The 17,477-nt window shown below is 58.1% G+C and carries 15 protein-coding genes and 1 other annotated feature; of the genes, 7 read left to right on the top strand and 8 right to left on the bottom strand.

Translation table 11 applies throughout. From position 1 onward, the window contains the following. Positions 1-273: 273 nt before the first annotated feature. The 3 genes from KHQ24_RS07345 to topA form a co-directional block, all read right to left on the bottom strand. Positions 274-441, bottom strand: coding sequence for a YmiA family putative membrane protein (locus KHQ24_RS07345; protein WP_017898677.1), 168 nt, complete (start codon positions 439-441; stop codon positions 274-276). A gap of 245 nt (positions 442-686) precedes the next feature. Next, the gene (cysB, locus tag KHQ24_RS07340) at positions 687-1,661 is read right to left on the bottom strand and encodes an HTH-type transcriptional regulator CysB (protein ID WP_004203875.1); all 975 of its coding nucleotides are present in this window, start codon (positions 1,659-1,661) and stop codon (positions 687-689) included. A 343-nt stretch (positions 1,662-2,004) separates the two neighbouring features. Next, entirely contained in the window at positions 2,005-4,602 is a 2,598-nt protein-coding gene (topA, locus tag KHQ24_RS07335; RefSeq protein WP_211777196.1) for a type I DNA topoisomerase, read from the bottom strand. A gap of 406 nt (positions 4,603-5,008) precedes the next feature. Here topA and KHQ24_RS07330 point away from each other — a divergent pair, with 406 nt between their 5' ends. Then, the gene (locus tag KHQ24_RS07330; protein WP_002901761.1) at positions 5,009-5,260 is read left to right on the top strand and encodes a YciN family protein; all 252 of its coding nucleotides are present in this window, start codon (positions 5,009-5,011) and stop codon (positions 5,258-5,260) included. A 62-nt stretch (positions 5,261-5,322) separates the two neighbouring features. Here KHQ24_RS07330 and sohB read toward each other — a convergent pair whose 3' ends face one another. Then, positions 5,323-6,369, bottom strand: a complete 1,047-nt coding sequence (gene sohB / locus KHQ24_RS07325) for a protease SohB (RefSeq protein ID WP_032455874.1) — start codon at positions 6,367-6,369, stop codon at positions 5,323-5,325. 254 nt (positions 6,370-6,623) lie between these two features. On the opposite strand from sohB, the gene KHQ24_RS07320 reads away from it, so the two are divergent. Beyond that, the gene (locus KHQ24_RS07320; protein ID WP_004203872.1) at positions 6,624-7,385 is read left to right on the top strand and encodes a YciK family oxidoreductase; all 762 of its coding nucleotides are present in this window, start codon (positions 6,624-6,626) and stop codon (positions 7,383-7,385) included. Then, positions 7,382-7,972 carry a cob(I)yrinic acid a,c-diamide adenosyltransferase gene (cobO, locus tag KHQ24_RS07315; RefSeq protein WP_004203871.1) on the top strand — a complete coding sequence of 197 codons (591 nt, stop codon included), beginning with the start codon at positions 7,382-7,384 and terminating at the stop codon, positions 7,970-7,972. Before KHQ24_RS07320 ends, cobO begins: the two co-directional genes overlap by 4 nt. Before the next feature lie 60 nt (positions 7,973-8,032). Here the strand turns inward: cobO and rluB are convergent, their stop codons facing one another. Then, a complete protein-coding gene (gene rluB / locus KHQ24_RS07310; protein ID WP_004203870.1) occupies positions 8,033-8,935 on the bottom strand; it encodes a 23S rRNA pseudouridine(2605) synthase RluB in 903 nt (300 codons plus the stop codon). 287 nt (positions 8,936-9,222) lie between these two features. Further along, entirely contained in the window at positions 9,223-10,119 is an 897-nt protein-coding gene (gene gcvA / locus KHQ24_RS07305; protein WP_064177929.1) for a transcriptional regulator GcvA, read from the bottom strand. Positions 10,120-10,230: 111 nt separating this feature from the next. On the opposite strand from gcvA, the gene KHQ24_RS07300 reads away from it, so the two are divergent. Next, the gene (locus KHQ24_RS07300; RefSeq protein ID WP_004203867.1) at positions 10,231-11,139 is read left to right on the top strand and encodes a DMT family transporter; all 909 of its coding nucleotides are present in this window, start codon (positions 10,231-10,233) and stop codon (positions 11,137-11,139) included. A 21-nt stretch (positions 11,140-11,160) separates the two neighbouring features. Here the strand turns inward: KHQ24_RS07300 and KHQ24_RS07295 are convergent, their stop codons facing one another. After that, entirely contained in the window at positions 11,161-11,781 is a 621-nt protein-coding gene (locus KHQ24_RS07295; protein WP_002901738.1) for an L-threonylcarbamoyladenylate synthase, read from the bottom strand. A 16-nt stretch (positions 11,782-11,797) separates the two neighbouring features. Beyond that, positions 11,798-12,661, bottom strand: a complete 864-nt coding sequence (gene rnm / locus KHQ24_RS07290) for an RNase RNM (protein ID WP_004203866.1) — start codon at positions 12,659-12,661, stop codon at positions 11,798-11,800. 159 nt (positions 12,662-12,820) lie between these two features. Next, positions 12,821-12,916 (top strand) — a sequence feature (Trp leader region). 33 nt (positions 12,917-12,949) lie between these two features. Between rnm and KHQ24_RS07285 the strand changes: the two genes are divergently transcribed. Genes KHQ24_RS07285 through trpCF form a run of 3 tightly spaced genes read left to right on the top strand, consistent with a single transcriptional unit; the run spans position 12,950 to position 17,469 of the window. Further along, complete coding sequence (locus KHQ24_RS07285; protein ID WP_043521239.1) at positions 12,950-14,512, top strand: anthranilate synthase component 1; 1,563 nt, start codon at positions 12,950-12,952, stop codon at positions 14,510-14,512. Further along, positions 14,512-16,107: a bifunctional anthranilate synthase glutamate amidotransferase component TrpG/anthranilate phosphoribosyltransferase TrpD gene (gene trpD / locus KHQ24_RS07280; RefSeq protein WP_004148109.1), complete on the top strand. Its 1,596-nt coding sequence runs from the start codon at positions 14,512-14,514 to the stop codon at positions 16,105-16,107. Before KHQ24_RS07285 ends, trpD begins: the two co-directional genes overlap by 1 nt. Before the next feature lie 3 nt (positions 16,108-16,110). Beyond that, positions 16,111-17,469, top strand: a complete 1,359-nt coding sequence (gene trpCF / locus KHQ24_RS07275) for a bifunctional indole-3-glycerol-phosphate synthase TrpC/phosphoribosylanthranilate isomerase TrpF (RefSeq protein ID WP_004203862.1) — start codon at positions 16,111-16,113, stop codon at positions 17,467-17,469. Positions 17,470-17,477 lie beyond the last annotated feature (8 nt).

Below are 17,477 nucleotides of genomic sequence, written 5' to 3'. Positions count from 1 at the left end.
ACGGAGAGGGATAAAAAGGCAATTATCAGAGCGCAGAGGAAATAGCACCAAAATAGTGCAGAGGAGTCGTTTAAGCGATATTGTATTAGTACACGAGGACAAAAAAAGAGCTAATCATTGCCTGTTGGCTGATTAGCTCTTGTGATTGATTTCAGGTTGGATGAATCCCACGGCAAAATATATTCTCCCTGTATTGCCGGTCACTGATTTTATATTACAGTTTCCTTTCACTGTCATAAAAATGACATGTATCTACAACGATGACCTACAGCTTTAGCTGACAATCCAGATGTTGCAGATGGTGAGCGCGATGATACTCCAGAACATCGCCAGCCCTACCAACACTACGCCCCATACGCGACTACGCAGAACGGGATCGATTTCGGTTTTGTCATTTTCGTATGACATCGCCAGTTTCATGTAATCGAGATTACTTATCATATTGTCACCACCAATTGCTCAAATCATCAGGTACAGATAAATCTTAATTATGGATAAAAGATTAATCCAGCTAAATTAGGTCTGATGGAATATATTTAATCGGTTATTTGATCGCGGTGGGCATAATGACAAACGTGTTGCGAGAAATTATTAATTTTGTGATTGGTTCGAGGTTTAAGTTGTTAAATAAAGACCATGCTAGTTAATGGCACTCCCCACAGGGAATGCCATTATTTTTTACAGGGTTATTTTTCCGGTAGTTTTATATCTTTGAACATCGCTTCAATATCTTCATTCGACCGCAAGGCCACCGCGGTATCCACCACATCCCGGGTCAAATGGGGTGCAAAACGTTGAATAAAATCATACATGTAGCTTCGTAAGAAAGTGCTACGGCGGAAGCCTATTTTAGTGGTGCTGTGGCTGAAGATACCGTTCGCATCCAGCTTCACCAGGTCCGGATCGGAGACCGGATCCACCGCCATACTGGCAATCACCCCTACCCCGAGTCCCAGGCGAACATAGGTTTTGATGACATCGGCATCGGTGGCGGTAAAGACAATGCGCGGCGTCAGGCCCGCACGGTTAAACGCGGTATCCAGTTCCGAACGGCCGGTGAAGCCAAAGGTATAGGTTACCAGCGGATACTGCGCCAGCTCTTCTATTGACACCGAGCCCCTGGAGGCCAGAGGATGCTCCGGCGTCACCACGATCGACCGGTTCCAGTGATAGCATGGCAGCATCACCAAATCGTCATACAGATGCAGCGCTTCAGTAGCAATAGCGAAGTCGGCGTTGCCTTTCGACACGGCTTCAGCGATCTGGGTTGGCGAACCCTGATGCATATGCAGCGACACCCGCGGATAGCGTTCAATAAAGCCCTTGATCACCCCCGGCAAGGCATAGCGCGCCTGGGTATGGGTGGTCGCCACATACAGCGACCCCTTGTCCGGCCAGGTATGCTCCCCGGCGACAGATTTGATGGCATCGACTTTTGACAACACCTCGCGGGCAATACGGATGATCTCCTGCCCGGCAGGGGTCACCTGAGTCAAATGCTTGCCGCTGCGGGCAAAGATCTGGATGCCGAGCTCATCTTCCAGCATACGCACCTGCTTACTGATGCCTGGCTGGGAGGTATAAAGCCCTTCGGCGGTGGATGAAACATTCAGGTTATGGTTAACCACCTCAACGATGTAGCGAAGCTGTTGTAGTTTCATGCTGATATCCGTTTGCGCGTAAAATGAAGCCGCTTAATACACTTTACGTTCAGGCAACTTGTCGCCTGTGAAGGCCAGGCCTCCCGGCAGTTGGCCATAGTGGCGCCGCAACGCATCCTGAAAGCGATGATGTATAAGACGTTTTAATAATAAAAAAGGCATTAACTATAACCACTATATCATTTATACCAACAGTGTATAGCCGGTAACGAAAAATAATATAGGTGGTTATAAGGGGGCGGAAAGCGCGGAGAGAAAGGAAAACGACACGGCAGAGGCATCCATGGCCCCTGCCGGCCGCCAGAGCAGGAAAAGCGCCCTTTTCCTGCCTGATAATGGTCAGTTACTTTTTAGCTTCCGTCCATTTGCCGTCGATAAAGAAGGCTGACCAGCCGGTCGCTTTGCCCTCTTTTTCGGACGCCACATACTGCTGCTTCGTTTTACGGCTAAAGCGCACCAGCGTTTTATTGCCTTCCGGATCCTGCTGCGGCGCATCGGCGAGATAACGCAGTTTTTCCGGCAGACGGTCGCGGAAGCGGTACAGCTCTTCCACCAGCGGCGCACGCGTTTCCCGTGATTTCGGGAAGGTGTTTGCCGCCAGGAAGACGCCCGCGGCCCCGTCACGCAGCACGAAATAGGCGTCAGACTTCTGGCACGGCAGCTCCGGGAGCGGCACCGGATCTTCCTTCGGCGGCGCCACTTCGCCATTGCGCAGGATCTTACGCGTATTCTTACACTCGTCGTTGGTACAAGCCATGTACTTCCCAAAACGCCCCATCTTCAGGTGCATCTCGGAGCCGCACTTCTCGCACTCCACTACCGGACCGTCATAGCCCTTGATGCGGAACTCGCCCTCTTCAATCTCATAGCCATCGCAGGTCGGGTTGTTACCGCAGACGTGCAGTTTACGCTTGGGATCGATAAGGTAGCTGTCCATCGCCGTACCGCACTTCTGGCAGCGGCGTTTGGCGCGCAGCGCGTTAGTTTCGGCGTCATCGCCTTCCAGCACGTTGAGGACTTCGTTTTCCGGCACCAGGTTAATGGTGGTTTTGCAGCGCTCTTTCGGCGACAGGGCATAGCCCGAACAGCCGAGGAAAACGCCGGTGCTGGCGGTACGGATGCCCATTTTACGGCCGCAGGTCGGACAGTCGATACTGGTGAGCACCATCGGGTTCGGCTGCATGCCGCCCTCTTCCGGATCTTTCTCCGCCGTCTCCAGCTGGGCGGTAAAATCGCCAAAGAAGTGGTTCAGCACCTCTTTCCACTCGGCCTGGTGGTTAGCCACCTGATCGAGACGATCTTCCATCTGCGCGGTGAAGTCGTAGTTCATCAGATCGCGGAAGTTCTCTTCCAGTCGGTCGGTGACGATCTCGCCCATTTTCTCCGCGTAGAAACGACGGTTTTCCACTCGCACGTAACCACGATCCTGAATGGTGGAGATAATCGAGGCATAGGTGGACGGACGACCGATACCGCGTTTTTCCAGCTCTTTAACCAGCGAGGCTTCGCTGAAGCGAGCCGGCGGTTTGGTAAAGTGCTGGGCAGGCGTCAGCTCGACCAGGCTCAGCTGGTCGCCCTGTTTGACCAGCGGCAGAGTCCGGTCCTCATCGCCCTTGCGCAGAGCCGGCATCACTTTGGTCCAGCCGTCAAAGCGTAAGGTACGACCGCGCGCTTTCAGTTTGAAATCACCCGCCGCCACGGTCAGCGTCGTGGAGTCGTACTGCGCCGGCGTCATCTGACAGGCGACAAACTGGCGCCAGATCAGCTGATACAGCTTCTGCGCATCCGCTTCCATATCTTTCAGCGTTTCCGCCAGCACGTTCACATCAGACGGACGAATCGCTTCGTGTGCTTCTTGTGAGTTTTCTTTGCTGGCGTACTGATTGGCGCTTTCCGGCAGATATTTTTTACCAAACTTGTCGCTGATGTAGCCGCGAACCATGTTCAGCGCATCCTGACTCAGGTTGGTGGAGTCGGTACGCATATAGGTGATGTGCCCCGCCTCATAGAGGCGCTGAGCCATCATCATGGTCTTTTTCACGCCGAAGCCGAGACGGGTGCTGGCCGCCTGCTGCAGGGTGGAGGTGATGAACGGCGCGCCCGGCTTGCTGCTGGTCGGCTTGTCTTCCCGCTCCAGTACGCTGTAGCTGGCTTTTTCCAGCAGCGATACCGCCGCCATGGTCTCATCGCGGCTGACCGGACGGAACGGCTTATCGTCCTTATGGGTCACCTGCAGCGGCAGCGCGTCGCCGCCCGGCGTGGTGGTGCTGGCATCAACTTCCCAGTACTCTTCCGGGACGAATGCTTTGATTTCACGCTCACGCTCCACCACCAGGCGGACCGCGACGGACTGTACGCGCCCGGCAGAAAGACCACGGGCGATTTTTTTCCACAGCAGCGGCGAAACCATATAACCCACCACGCGGTCCATAAAGCGACGCGCCTGCTGGGCGTTAACCCGATCGATATTCAGTTCGCCCGGCTTTTCGAAAGCCTGACGAATGGCGTTTTTGGTGATCTCATTGAACACCACGCGGCTGTAACGCTGTTCATCGCCGCCGATAACTTCCCGCAGGTGCCAGGCAATGGCTTCCCCTTCGCGGTCAAGGTCGGTTGCGAGATAGATGTGGTCAGCTTTTTCCGCCAACTGTTTGAGTTCTGAAACTACCTTTTCTTTACCCGGAAGTACTTCATAGTGCGCATTCCAGTCATGCCATGGGTCCACGCCCATGCGGTTAACCAGAGCACCACGTTCGTCCTTTTTAGGCTTTTTAGCCCCTTTGGTGGCGGTAGAGTCGGTGCTCTTTTTGGAAGCTGATCCACTGGTCGGCAAATCGCGGATATGACCGACGCTGGATTTCACCACGTAGTCATTACCCAGATACTTATTGATCGTTTTGGCTTTTGCCGGGGACTCAACGATAACGAGAGCTTTACCCATATTCACCTTTACCTAATTTGATTCATCCAGGAATACATCGCACATTCATACACCCTCCACTGGCGACTGCCTCATATGTTGCGGCACCGTCGGTGAATATCAACCCAGAACACCTGTTTCATCTCCGTAAAACCAGGCGCTTGAGTTTACTGACCTTTTTTCGTCAGGTGACATAGCACGAAGAATTTTTGGCCGAATGTCAAGCAAATCTGTTGCCAGATCGCCGAAAGCGTCACACTGTACCTGATAAAATTCGTTACGCAACTTTATTAGCATGCAAAAGCGAATCACGCCAGTAAACGGCTGTTTCTCCACTGGTTACGATTACCCCTGTTTTGTCCATGGAAAATTTGCCCCGCGCCGCCGCGCGGCGTAAACTACGCGTGGAGAAAAAGAGGAGTCCGTTATGCAAGGTACAACCCAACCAATCGATCGCCAGACGCTGCTCGAAAAAGCCAACAAACTTATTCGCGAACATGAGGATACGTTAGCCGGTATCGAAGCTACCGACGTCGTTCAGCGCAACAATGTCCTGGTGTTTAGCGGTGAGTTTTATCTTGATGAGCAGGGTCTGCCGACGCCGAAGAGTACAGCGGTATTTAATATGTTTAAGTACCTCGCCCATGAGCTGTCGGACAAATATCACCTGGTCGATTAAGACCGGCGGAGATTAAGACCGCCCTAAATGAGAACGCGAGGCAGAGCCTCGCGTTTTATCATCTATATCAGCGGCTTCTGTCCGCGCTGCCACCAGCGCAGCAGCAGTCGATCGGCGCTCTCCGCCGCGCTACCGGTGAAGCGGTCGAGCATTTTCTTACGCTGTTGATAACGCACTCCGATCACCTCGTGGCTCTCCATGAGTCCCAGCAGCAGCTCATCACTGGTTTCAACCGCATCCACCAGCCCTTTTTCCAGCGCCTGTACCCCGTACCAGTGCTCGCCAGTGGCCACCTGCTCAATATCAAGGCCCGGGCGCATCCGCTGGACGAAATCCTTGAACAAATGGTGCGTCTCATTAAGGTCTTCGCGAAACTTGCGCCGTCCTTCTTCAGTGTTTTCACCCAGCATCGTGAGCGTTCGTTTGTACTGTCCGGCGGTATGCAGTTCGATATCAATATCTTTGTTCTTCAGGAAACGGTGCAGGTTTGGGATCTGCGCCACCACGCCAATAGAGCCGAGGATCGCAAACGGCGCCGAGACAATTTTGTTCGCCACGCAGGCCATCATATAGCCGCCGCTGGCCGCCACTTTGTCGACCGCCACCGTCAGCGGGATCTGTTTGTCGCGCAAGCGCTGTAGCTGCGAGGCTGCAAGCCCGTAGCCGTGCACCACCCCGCCGGGGCTTTCCAGACGAATCACCACCTGATCGCGCGCTTTCGCCGCCGCCAGCACCGCGGTGATCTCTTCCCGCAGGCTGGTGACTTCATGAGCATCCATACTGCCTTTGAAATCCAGCACCCAGGCGCGCGGCTTGCCTTCCGGCTCGGTATTACCCAGCTTCGCCCGCGCTTTCGCCGCCTTCGCCTCTTGTTTTTGCTTTTTCTTCTGCGACTTATGCCACTGCTTCTGCTGCGGGCCGTCCAGCAGGGCCACCGCCAGCGATTCCTTCATCTCTTTATAATGCTCGCTAAGATTCGTTACCCGCAGCTCGCCGCGCTGTTTCTTGCGATGGGCCAGGTTGACGATAATAGCGGCAATCACCGCGATAGCGACGACAACGGTCGCGATCTTGGCTAAAAATAAGCCATATTGAGCAAGTAATTCCACGTTTTCACCTTGTGTAAAGCACTGACGTTGCTTCACAGTGTACATCAGCCCCTGGCGAGAAGTCTTTGTGCTTTGTGTCCTCTGCGCAGCGGATTCCGTTTTTTTAGGCGAGGCTGAAATCGTTGCAAGATATTAATTTTGTGAATACTTTCCGCTTCGCCGATTGCAATGGCGGGCGCTTTCAGGCATAACAGCGCAAAAGTGAGATACCAAAGATGAAGCGCGATCGAGAGCCGATCGCCAAAGGAGTCGCCGTGCATTATCAACCGCAACGCCACTTGCTGAAAGATCGCATCATTCTGGTCACCGGGGCCAGCGATGGAATTGGTCGTGAAGCGGCCCTGACCTACGCCCGCTACAGCGCCAGCGTTATCCTGCTGGGTCGCAACGACGACAAACTGCGCGCCGTCGCCGAGGAGATTGAGCGTGAGGGCGGTATTCCTCCCCGCTGGTTTACTCTCGACCTGCTCACCTGCACGCCGCAGGCTTGCCAGCAGCTGGCGCAGCAGATCAGCATCCACTATCCCCGCCTTGACGGCGTGCTGCACAATGCTGGCTTGCTCGGCGACATCTGCCCGATGGATGAACAGAAACCGGAGGTCTGGCAGCAGGTGATGCAGGTGAACGTCAATGGCACCTTTATGCTGACCCAGGCGCTTCTTCCTTTATTACTCCGTTCCGAATCTGGTTCGCTGGTCTTTACCTCATCCAGCGTCGGTCGTCAGGGTCGCGCCAACTGGGGCGCCTATGCCGTCTCCAAATTCGCCACCGAAGGGATGATGCAGGTGCTGGCCGACGAGTACCAAAGCCGCCACCTGCGGGTGAACTGTATCAACCCCGGCGGCACCCGCACCGGCATGCGCGCCAGCGCGTTCCCGACGGAAGATCCGCTGAAACTGAAAACCCCCGCTGACATTATGCCCGTCTATCTGTGGCTGATGGGCGACGACAGTCGTCGCAAGACGGGAATGACCTTCGACGCCCAACCGGGGCGTAAACCAGGAATTGCCCAATGAGTGATGAACGCTACCGCGAACGCCAGCAGCGGCTGAAAGATAAAGTGGATGCCCGGGTGGCGGCGGCCCAGGACGAGCGCGGCATTGTGATGGTCTTTACCGGCAACGGCAAAGGAAAAACTACCGCCGCCTTTGGCACCGCGACCCGCGCCGTCGGCCACGGCAAAAAAGTCGGCGTGATCCAGTTTATCAAGGGGACCTGGCCTAACGGCGAGCGTAATCTGCTGGAGCCCCACGGCGTCGAATTTCAGGTGATGGCGACAGGCTTTACCTGGAACACTCAGGACCGCGACAGCGACACCGCCGCCTGTCTGGCGGTTTGGGAACATGCCCGCCGTATGCTTGCCGACGACCAGCTCGATCTGGTGCTGCTGGACGAGCTGACCTATATGGTGGCCTACGATTACCTGCCGCTGGAGGCGGTGCTGAGCGCTCTGCGTGAGCGTCCTGCCCACCAGTCGGTGATCATCACCGGCCGCGGCTGTCATCGCGATATTATTGAAATGGCGGATACCGTCAGCGAGCTGCGCCCGGTGAAACATGCCTTTGATGCCGGCATTAAAGCGCAGATGGGGATTGACTACTGAGGACCGGATACGGCAAAAGGAAGTCAGCGTTCCGGCGCAAAACCACCGGAACGCGCAACATTAACCGTTGGTCTTATTGCGGGTACTGGAACGGCGGTTGCTGTTATTACCCTGGCGCGGGTTAGCGCTGGTCTGGCTGTGACGTTTCACCGCCCGGCGGATCTGGTTGGCTTTCAACCGGCGACGATCTTTTTCAACGGCGACCTTAGAGCTGGTTTCCGGAGTGAGCTCCACCAGTTCGCGCAGGTAGTTGGTCTGCGCCAGGTCCAGCTCGGTATAGCCGCCGCGCGGCAGGCCTTTCGGCAGCAGAATATCGCCATAGCGCACGCGGATCAGGCGGCTGACCTGCACGCCGACCGCTTCCCACAGACGACGCACTTCGCGGTTACGCCCTTCGGTCAGGGTGACGTTGTACCACTGGTTAATCCCTTCACCGCCGGTGAATTTAATGGTTTTAAACGCCGCCGGGCCATCTTCTAACTGCACGCCGCGAGACAGCTGACGCAGCTTATCTTCATCTACCTGGCCGAAAACGCGAACGGCGTACTCACGCTCGACTTCACGGCTCGGGTGCATCAGGCGGTTTGCCAGTTCACCGTCGGTGGTGAACAGCAACAGGCCACAGGTGTTGACGTCCAGACGACCAACGGCAATCCAGCGCGCGCCGCGCAGTTTAGGCAGACGATCGAACACCGTCGGGCGCCCTTCCGGATCGTTACGGGTGCACAGTTCGCCTTCCGGCTTGTAGTACGCCAGCACGCGGCAGATCTGCTCAGCGGACTCTTTCACCGAGATCAGATGGCCATCGATACGAATTTTTAAACCAGGGACAATTTCCACACGATCGCCGAGGGTGGCGATTTTGCCGTCGACGCTGACGCGGCCAGCTTCGATTTTCGCTTCAATTTCACGGCGGGAGCCGTGGCCGGCGCGGGCCAGCACTTTTTGCAGTTTCTCGCTCATTGAGCTTCCTTAAGGTGTCGCCTTCCCAGGCGTCTGGTATGCTTTATGAAACAATGAGGCCTGTATCAGCAACTCATTGTTACGTATATACTTTTTACGTAAAGTCTCGCCGGCATGCGCAAAACATTCGCCGCGAGCCCGTATTCGTGGCCGAACATACTACACTAACTTCGCCGGGAAAGCTTCTGTTCGCCACACCGCGCCTTTAGTATGGAACAGATTTTCCTTATTCTCCTGTCTACCCTCACCTGTGTTGGTCTTAGTCGGACAGAGAGCGCCTCCCTGCGCTACGCCTGCTCTTGCGCGACGGCAGAGCGCTGGGCGAGCAGCCAGTCACGAAAACAGCGGTTGGCAGGGGCCAGCAGCGCGGTCTCGTGGTAAACCAGATGATAGGCCAGCGGACAGGCGATGGGCTGCGCCAGAGGATTCACCAGCCGCCCCTGCGTCAGCGCAGGCGCTATGAATGAACGTCGCAGTAAAGCCATCCCCATACCGGCTAATGCCGCCTCCGTTACGCCGTTGCAATCAGTGAACACCGGGCCACGGCGCGCGCGGTGCGCTTCCAGCCCCACGGCCTCGCACCACAGCGCCCAGTCCTCACGATGTTCATCGTGCAGCAGCGGATACTCTAGCAGATCGCTGGCATCGGCGAGGGTCTGGTGCGGAGCAATCAGCTGCGGACTACAGACCGGCATCAGATCGTCATCCAGCAGACGATAAGCCTGCAGTTCCGGCCAGCCCCCGACGCCATGCCGCACGGCAAAATCGATCTCTTCGCTCAGCAAATCCACTCGCCGGTTGGTGGTGCCGATCAGGATCTCTATCTGTGGATAGCGCCGTTCAAAATCAGCCAGCCGCGGCAGCAGCCATTGAATAGCAAAGCCGCTGGTACAACTGACAGTCACTTTTTCCGGCCCCGGGGGCACCTGCAGACGCCGGGTGGCGGCAGCTATCTGATGAAACGCGGGCTGCACGGCCCGGAGGTAGATCTCCCCCACCTCCGTTAACTGTAACCGTCGGGGGGTACGGATAAATAGCGGGACATTCAGCGCCTCCTCCAGGCGGGCAATCTGCTGGCTGACAGCGCTGGGTGTGACGCAAAGTTCACTGGCGGCCAGCTTCAGGCTGAGCAGCCGCGCCGCCGCCTCAAAACAGCGCAACGCATTCAGCGGCGGGAGTTTCATGGCTATGGAACCTCAGTTAAGAAAAACTTAATCATGTAAGCATAACGCGTTTGTCGGCCATTGCACGAGAGCTCTACAGTTAGCTTCCTTACCGTTCACAAGGAGTCAATCATGCGTGTTATCGACTGTGGTCGCCTGCTGCTGCTTGCCGCCCTCTGGGGTGCCAGCTTTCTGTTTATGCGCATCACCACCCCGGCTTTCGGCGCGGTAAACAGCGCCTTTCTGCGCGTGCTGTTCGCCGCCGTCGCTTTAGGGTTGCTGGCCGGCGCGCGCGGAAAATGGGGCGGGTATGAGGGTAAATTCATCGCCACTCTGAAGCTGGGGGTCATCAATTCCGGCCTCCCTTTTCTGATGTACTGCCTTGCCGCGCAATGGCTACCGGCAGGGTACTCCGCCACGCTCAACGCCACGGCGCCGATGATGGGGGTGCTGATTGGCGCACTCTGCTTTGCGGAACCGCTGACCCTGCGCAAAGGCGCTGGCGCGGCGCTGGGCGCTATTGGCGTGGCGGTGATCGCGCGCCCGACTACCGGCCTCGGCGCCGCCCAGCTGCTGCCGGGCGTCGGCGCCTGTCTGACCGCCACCGCCTGCTATGGCCTGGCCGGCTTTCTGACCCGCCGCTGGATCCAACAGCGCGGCGGCCTCGAAGCGGAGCGCGTCGCGTTGGGCAGCCAAATCGGCGCCACGCTGTTTTTATGCCCCTTTTTTCTCTGGTCCTGCGGGCATGGGCTGGCTGTGGACTGGGGTCAGGGCCTGCCGTGGATGGCAATGCTTATGCTGGGTGTCGTCTGCACGGCGGCAGGGTATATCCTCTATTTCCGCCTGATCGCTGATATTGGACCGCTGCGTTCACTGTCCGTGACCTTTTTGATCCCGCCTTTTGCGGTGCTGTGGGGCTATCTTTTTCTTGGAGAGATTGTGGAGAGTGGGTTAATTCTCGGCGCGCTGCTGGTCTGCGTGGCGCTGTGGATGATGGTCGTGCCGTCGGGGAGAAAAGAGAGGGTACCAGGCGGCGCATGAGGCACCGCCCGGCAGGTAGTGTCAGAGAAACGGCCTCACGTCGCCCACGCCTTCGCGCAGCACCACCGGGGTATCTTCCGTCAGGTCGATAACCGTGGTCGGCTGCTGCCCCAGGAAACCGCCGTGGATAATGAGGTCCACGACTTTCTCCAGACGATCTTTGATCTCTTCCGGGTCGGATTCGGTAAAGTCGCTGCCGGGCAGCATCAGCGAGGTAGAGAGCATCGGTTCGCCTAAGGTCTCAAGCAACGCCTGAGCGATAGGGTTGGACGGGACGCGCATACCAATGGTTTTACGCTTCTCCTGCAGCAGCCGGCGCGGTACCTCTTTCGTTCCTTTGAGGATAAAGGTGTAGTTGCCCGGCGTATTGTTTTTCATCAGGCGAAACGCCACGTTGTCCACAAAAGCGTAGGTTGACAGTTCGGACAGGTCGCGGCACATCAGGGTGAAGTTGTGGCCGTCCGGCAGCTGACGGATGCGGCAGATCCGCTCCATCGCGCCCTTGTCTTCAATTTTGCAGCCCAGCGCGTAGCCGGAGTCGGTAGGATATACGATCACCCCGCCCTTACGCACAATCTCCACCGCCTGGTTAATCAACCGCGCCTGCGGGTTATCCGGATGGATATAAAAAAACTGGCTCATACTTCCCTCTCAATTTTTATTCGGTGGCCGCTTCCCAGCTGTGCCAGACGCCTTCCACGCCGGCAGGGAGCCAGAGCTTACGGCCAAGTTCGATCCACGCGCAGGGCTGATGGAAATCGGAACCCTGCGACGCCAGAAGACCAAACTGCACGGCCAGGGCGGCCAGCTGGGCGCGTTCATGGGGCGCCTGCTGGCACTGGGCCACTTCCATGGCATCACCGCCCTGCTCGCTGAAGTGGGCCAACAGCCGCTTAAGCCACTTGGCGGAAAGATCGTAACGCCCGGGATGGGCTATCACCGCCTTACCGCCAGAATGATGAATGACATCAATTGCTTGTTTTATTGTACACCACTGCGGCGGCACGTAACCGGTTTTCCCGCGGGCAAGGTATTTTTTGAAGACCTCCGCCATGTTCTTCGCGTGGCCGGCCTCCACCAGAAAACGGGCAAAATGGCCGCGGGTGACGGCGCCACCGTCCGCCAGCCGCAGCGCCCCTTCCCAGGCGCCGGGGATGCGCGCCTTCTCCAGACGCTCGGCAATCATCTGGCCGCGCTGCTGGCGCCGCGCTTTCTGCTCCTCCAGCAGGGCGGTCATCGCAGGGTGCGCAATATCAATATTGAGACCCACAATATGAATCTCGTGATTCTCCCAGAGGGTGGAAATCTCGACGCCGTTCACCAGGGTCAAGGGTAATCCGGCGCGGGCGATCTCCTCCCGGGCCGCGGGGATCGCCGCCACGCTGTCATGGTCGGTGATCGCCAGCGTGCCTACGCGCATTTCATGGGCGCGATGGACCAGTTCCTGCGGAGTCAGCCGCCCGTCAGAGGCGGTGGTATGGCTGTGCAGATCGTAAATCACTGCGTATTGGCTGTCGCTCAAAAGGACTCCTGCTGGACATCAACGTAAATAAGCGCATTATCATACCGACAGGCAGAGAAAATCTGCAAACAAGGGTTGACTTTATTCCATTGAACTAGTTAACTAGTACGCAAGTTCACATGAAGGGGTATCACGATGAAAATGCACTTTATCACTCTGCACAGCTGGTGGCGCACCTCCTGATAACGGGCGGCGTGATCGCGTTTTGCATTCAGCATACAGATACCCGGCCCGCCAATGAGCGGGCTTTTTATTGGACAAAAATAATACGAACAGGCGAGAACAATAATGCAAACATCCAAACCGGCACTCGAGCTTCTCACCAGCGACGCCATCTACCGGGAGAACCCGACGGCGTTATTCCACCAACTGTGCGGCGCCCGTCCGGCCACGCTGCTGCTGGAATCGGCTGACATCGACAGCAAAGATGACTTAAAAAGCCTGCTGCTGGTGGACAGCGCGCTGCGCATCACCGCTCTTGGTGACACTGTCACCATTCAGGCCCTCTCCGCCAACGGCGCCGCGCTGCTGGAGCTGCTGGACGGCGCGCTGCCCTCCGGGATCGCCAATCAGCGCCAGCCCAACGGCCGGATCCTGACCTTCCCGGCAGTCAGTTCCCTGCTCGATGAAGACGCCCGCCTCTGCTCGCTGTCAGTGTTTGACGCATTCCGTCTGCTGCAGGAGCTGGTGACCGTCCCGGCCAACGAGCGTGAAGCGATGTTCTTCGGCGGCCTGTTCGCCTATGACCTGGTGGCCGGCTTTGAAGATCTGCCGCCCCTGCAGAGCGACACCGCCTGCCCGGACTACTGCTTCTATCTGGCGGAGACCCTGCTGGTCATCGACCATCAGGCCAAGCATACCCGCATCCAGGCGAGCCTGTTCACCCCGCTGGAGAGTGAAAAACAGCGCCTGGAGCAGCGCCTGAGCCAGCTGCGTCAGCAGCTGAACGAGCCGCCGGCGCCGCTGCCGGTTACCACCGTGGCCGAAATGCGCTGCGACGTTGACCAGAGCGATGAAGAGTACGGCGCGGTGGTGCGCAAAATGCAGCGCGCGATCCGCGCCGGGGAAATCTTCCAGGTGGTCCCTTCCCGCCGCTTCTCGCTGCCCTGCCCGTCGCCGCTGGCCGCCTATGATGTGCTGAAGAAGAGCAACCCCAGCCCGTACATGTTCTTTATGCAGGACAATGATTTCACCCTGTTCGGCGCCTCGCCGGAAAGCTCGCTGAAGTATGATGCCGTCAGCCGTCAGATTGAGATCTACCCCATCGCCGGCACCCGGCCGCGCGGCCGCCGCGCCGACGGCTCGCTGGATCGCGATCTCGACAGCCGTATCGAACTGGAAATGCGTACCGATCACAAAGAGCTTTCCGAGCACCTGATGCTGGTGGACCTGGCGCGCAACGATCTGGCCCGCATCTGTACCCCGGGCAGCCGCTATGTCGCCGATTTAACCAAGGTTGACCGTTACTCCTTCGTGATGCATCTGGTCTCCCGGGTGGTGGGTGAACTGCGTCAGGATCTCGATGTGCTGCACGCTTACCGCGCCTGCATGAACATGGGCACTCTCAGCGGCGCGCCGAAGGTTCGCGCCATGCAGCTGATTGCCGCCGCCGAAGGTAAACGACGCGGCAGCTACGGCGGCGCGGTGGGCTATTTCACTGCCCACGGCGACCTCGACACCTGCATCGTTATCCGTTCCGCCTACGTGCAGGAGGGTATCGCTACCGTCCAGGCCGGAGCCGGCATTGTGCTCGACTCGGTTCCCCAGTCGGAAGCGGATGAGACCCGAAATAAAGCCCGCGCGGTGCTGCGCGCCATTGCCCAGGCCCATCACGCGAAGGAGATTTTCTGATGGCTGACATTCTGCTGCTCGATAATATCGATTCTTTCACCTATAACCTGGCAGACCAGCTGCGCGCCAACGGCCATAACGTGGTGATTTACCGTAACTCCGTTCCGGCGCAGGCGCTGATTGAGCGTCTGGGCACCATGGACAATCCGGTGCTGATGCTCTCCCCTGGCCCGGGTACGCCAAGCGAAGCCGGCTGCATGCCGGAATTGCTGACCCGCATGCGGGGCAAGCTGCCGATCATCGGCATCTGCCTCGGCCACCAGGCCATTGTCGAAGCCTACGGCGGCTATGTCGGCCAGGCGGGCGAGATCCTTCACGGCAAAGCCTCCAGCATTGAGCACGACGGCCAGGCGATGTTTGCCGGTCTGGCTAACCCGCTGCCGGTGGCGCGCTACCACTCGCTGGTCGGCAGCAATATTCCTGCCGGGCTGACGATTAACGCCAATTTCAATGGCATGGTGATGGCGGTGCGTCACGATGCGGATCGGGTGTGCGGCTTCCAGTTCCACCCGGAATCGATCCTCACCACCCAGGGCGCGCGACTGCTGGAGCAGACCCTGGCCTGGGCGCTGCAGAAGCTGGAGCATACCAACACCCTCCAGCCGATCCTTGAGAAGCTGTACCAGGCGGAAACCCTGAGCCAGCAGGAGAGCCACCAGCTGTTCTCCGCCGTCGTGCGCGGCGAAGTGAAGCCTGAACAGCTGGCCGCCGCGCTGGTCAGTATGAAAGTGCGCGGCGAGCAGCCGCAGGAAATTGCCGGCGCCGCCACCGCGCTGCTGGAAAACGCCGCGCCGTTCCCGCGCCCGGACTACCTGTTTGCCGACATCGTCGGCACCGGTGGCGACGGCAGCAACAGCATTAATATCTCCACCGCCAGCGCGTTTGTCGCCGCTGCCTGTGGATTGAAAGTGGCGAAGCACGGCAACCGCAGCGTTTCCAGTAAATCAGGCTCTTCTGACCTGCTGGCGGCCTTCGGCATTAATCTCGATATGAACGCCGATAAATCCCGCGCGGCGCTCGATGAGCTGGGCGTCTGCTTCCTGTTCGCGCCGAAGTACCACACCGGTTTCCGCCACGCGATGCCGGTCCGTCAGCAGCTGAAGACCCGTACTCTGTTTAACGTGCTGGGCCCGCTGATCAACCCGGCGCATCCACCGCTGGCGCTGATTGGCGTCTACAGCCCGGAACTGGTGTTGCCGATTGCGGAAACCTTGCGCGTACTCGGTTATCAGCGCGCTGCCGTGGTGCACAGCGGCGGGATGGATGAAGTCTCGCTGCATGCGCCCACGGTGGTCGCCGAGCTGCATAACGGGGAAATTAAAAGCTATCAGCTGACCGCCGACGATTTCGGCCTGACGCCTTACCATCAGGCGCAGCTGGCGGGCGGCACGCCGGAAGAAAACCGTGACATTCTGACGCGCTTGCTACAAGGTAAAGGTGAAGCCGCTCACGAAGCCGCCGTCGCCGCCAACGTCGCCATGTTGATGCGTTTACACGGGCATGAAGATCTGAAAGCTAACGCTCAGCAGGTACTGGATGTGCTGCACAGCGGCGCGGCCTATGACAGAGTGACCGCCTTAGCGGCAAGAGGGTAAAGAATGCAGACCGTTTTAGCAAAAATCGTTGCCGACAAAGCGATTTGGGTGGAAGCCCGCAAACAACAACAACCGTTAGCCAGTTTTCAGAATGAGGTCGTCCCGACGCAGCGCAATTTCTATGACGCGCTGGCCGGCACCCGCACCGCGTTTATTCTCGAGTGCAAAAAGGCTTCGCCGTCGAAGGGGTTGATTCGCGAAGATTTCGATCCGGCGGCGATCGCCAGCATCTACAAACACTACGCCTCGGCGATCTCGGTGCTGTGTGATGAGAAATATTTCCAGGGCAGCTTCGATTTTCTGCCGATCGTCAGCAAGGTCGCGCCGCAGCCGATCCTGTGTAAGGACTTCACCATCGACCCTTACCAGATCTACCTGGCGCGCTACTATCAGGCCGACGCCTGCCTGCTGATGCTGTCGGTGCTCGACGATGAACAGTATCGTCAGCTCTCGGCGGTGGCTCACAGCCTGAATATGGGCGTGCTCACAGAAGTGAGCAATGATGAGGAGCTGGAGCGCGCCATCGCCCTGAAGGCGAAGGTGGTGGGCATCAACAACCGCGACCTGCGCGATATGTCGATTGACCTCAACCGCACCCGTCAGCTGGCGGCGCGTCTCGGCCCGGATGTCACGGTGATCAGCGAATCCGGCATCCATACCTATGCCGAAGTGCGTGAGCTGAGCCACTTCGCCAATGGCTTCCTGATCGGCTCCGCCCTGATGGAGCAGGCGGATCTGGAAGCGGCGGTCAAGCGCGTGCTGCTCGGCGAGAACAAAGTGTGCGGCCTGACGCGCCCGCAGGATGCGCAGGTGGCCTGGGAGTCTGGCGCCATCTACGGTGGGCTGATCTTCGTCCCGACCTCGCCGCGGGCGGTAAATGACGCCCAGGCTAAAGCGGTGATCGCCGCCGCGCCGCTGCAGTACGTCGGCGTCTTCCGCAATGCGCCGCTGGATGAGGTGGTCGCCCGCGCCCAGGCCCTGGAGCTGGCCGCCGTACAGCTGCACGGTGATGAAGACCAGGCCTATATCGACGCGCTGCGCGACGCCCTCGCGGATAGCGTCCGCATCTGGAAAGCGCTGAGCGTTGGCGAAACCTTGCCGTCCCGTACACTCCGCCATGTCGATAAGTATCTGCTCGACAACGGCCAGGGCGGCAGCGGCCAGCGTTTTGACTGGAGCCTGCTGCAGGGCCAGGACCTGCGTAACGTTATGCTGGCTGGCGGCCTCGGCGCCGATAACTGTGTGGAAGCGGCCAAAAGCGGCTGTGCCGGACTCGATTTCAATTCAGGCGTAGAGTCGCAACCCGGGATTAAAGACGCCAGCAAGCTGGCCTCCGTATTCCAGACGCTGCGCGCATATTAAGGAGCAAT

This window comes from Klebsiella sp. 54, assembly GCF_018223875.1.
GTDB lineage: Bacteria > Pseudomonadota > Gammaproteobacteria > Enterobacterales > Enterobacteriaceae > Klebsiella > Klebsiella quasipneumoniae.
Note: the sequence above shows the minus strand (reverse complement) of the source record. Positions and strands in the feature narration are given on the sequence as shown.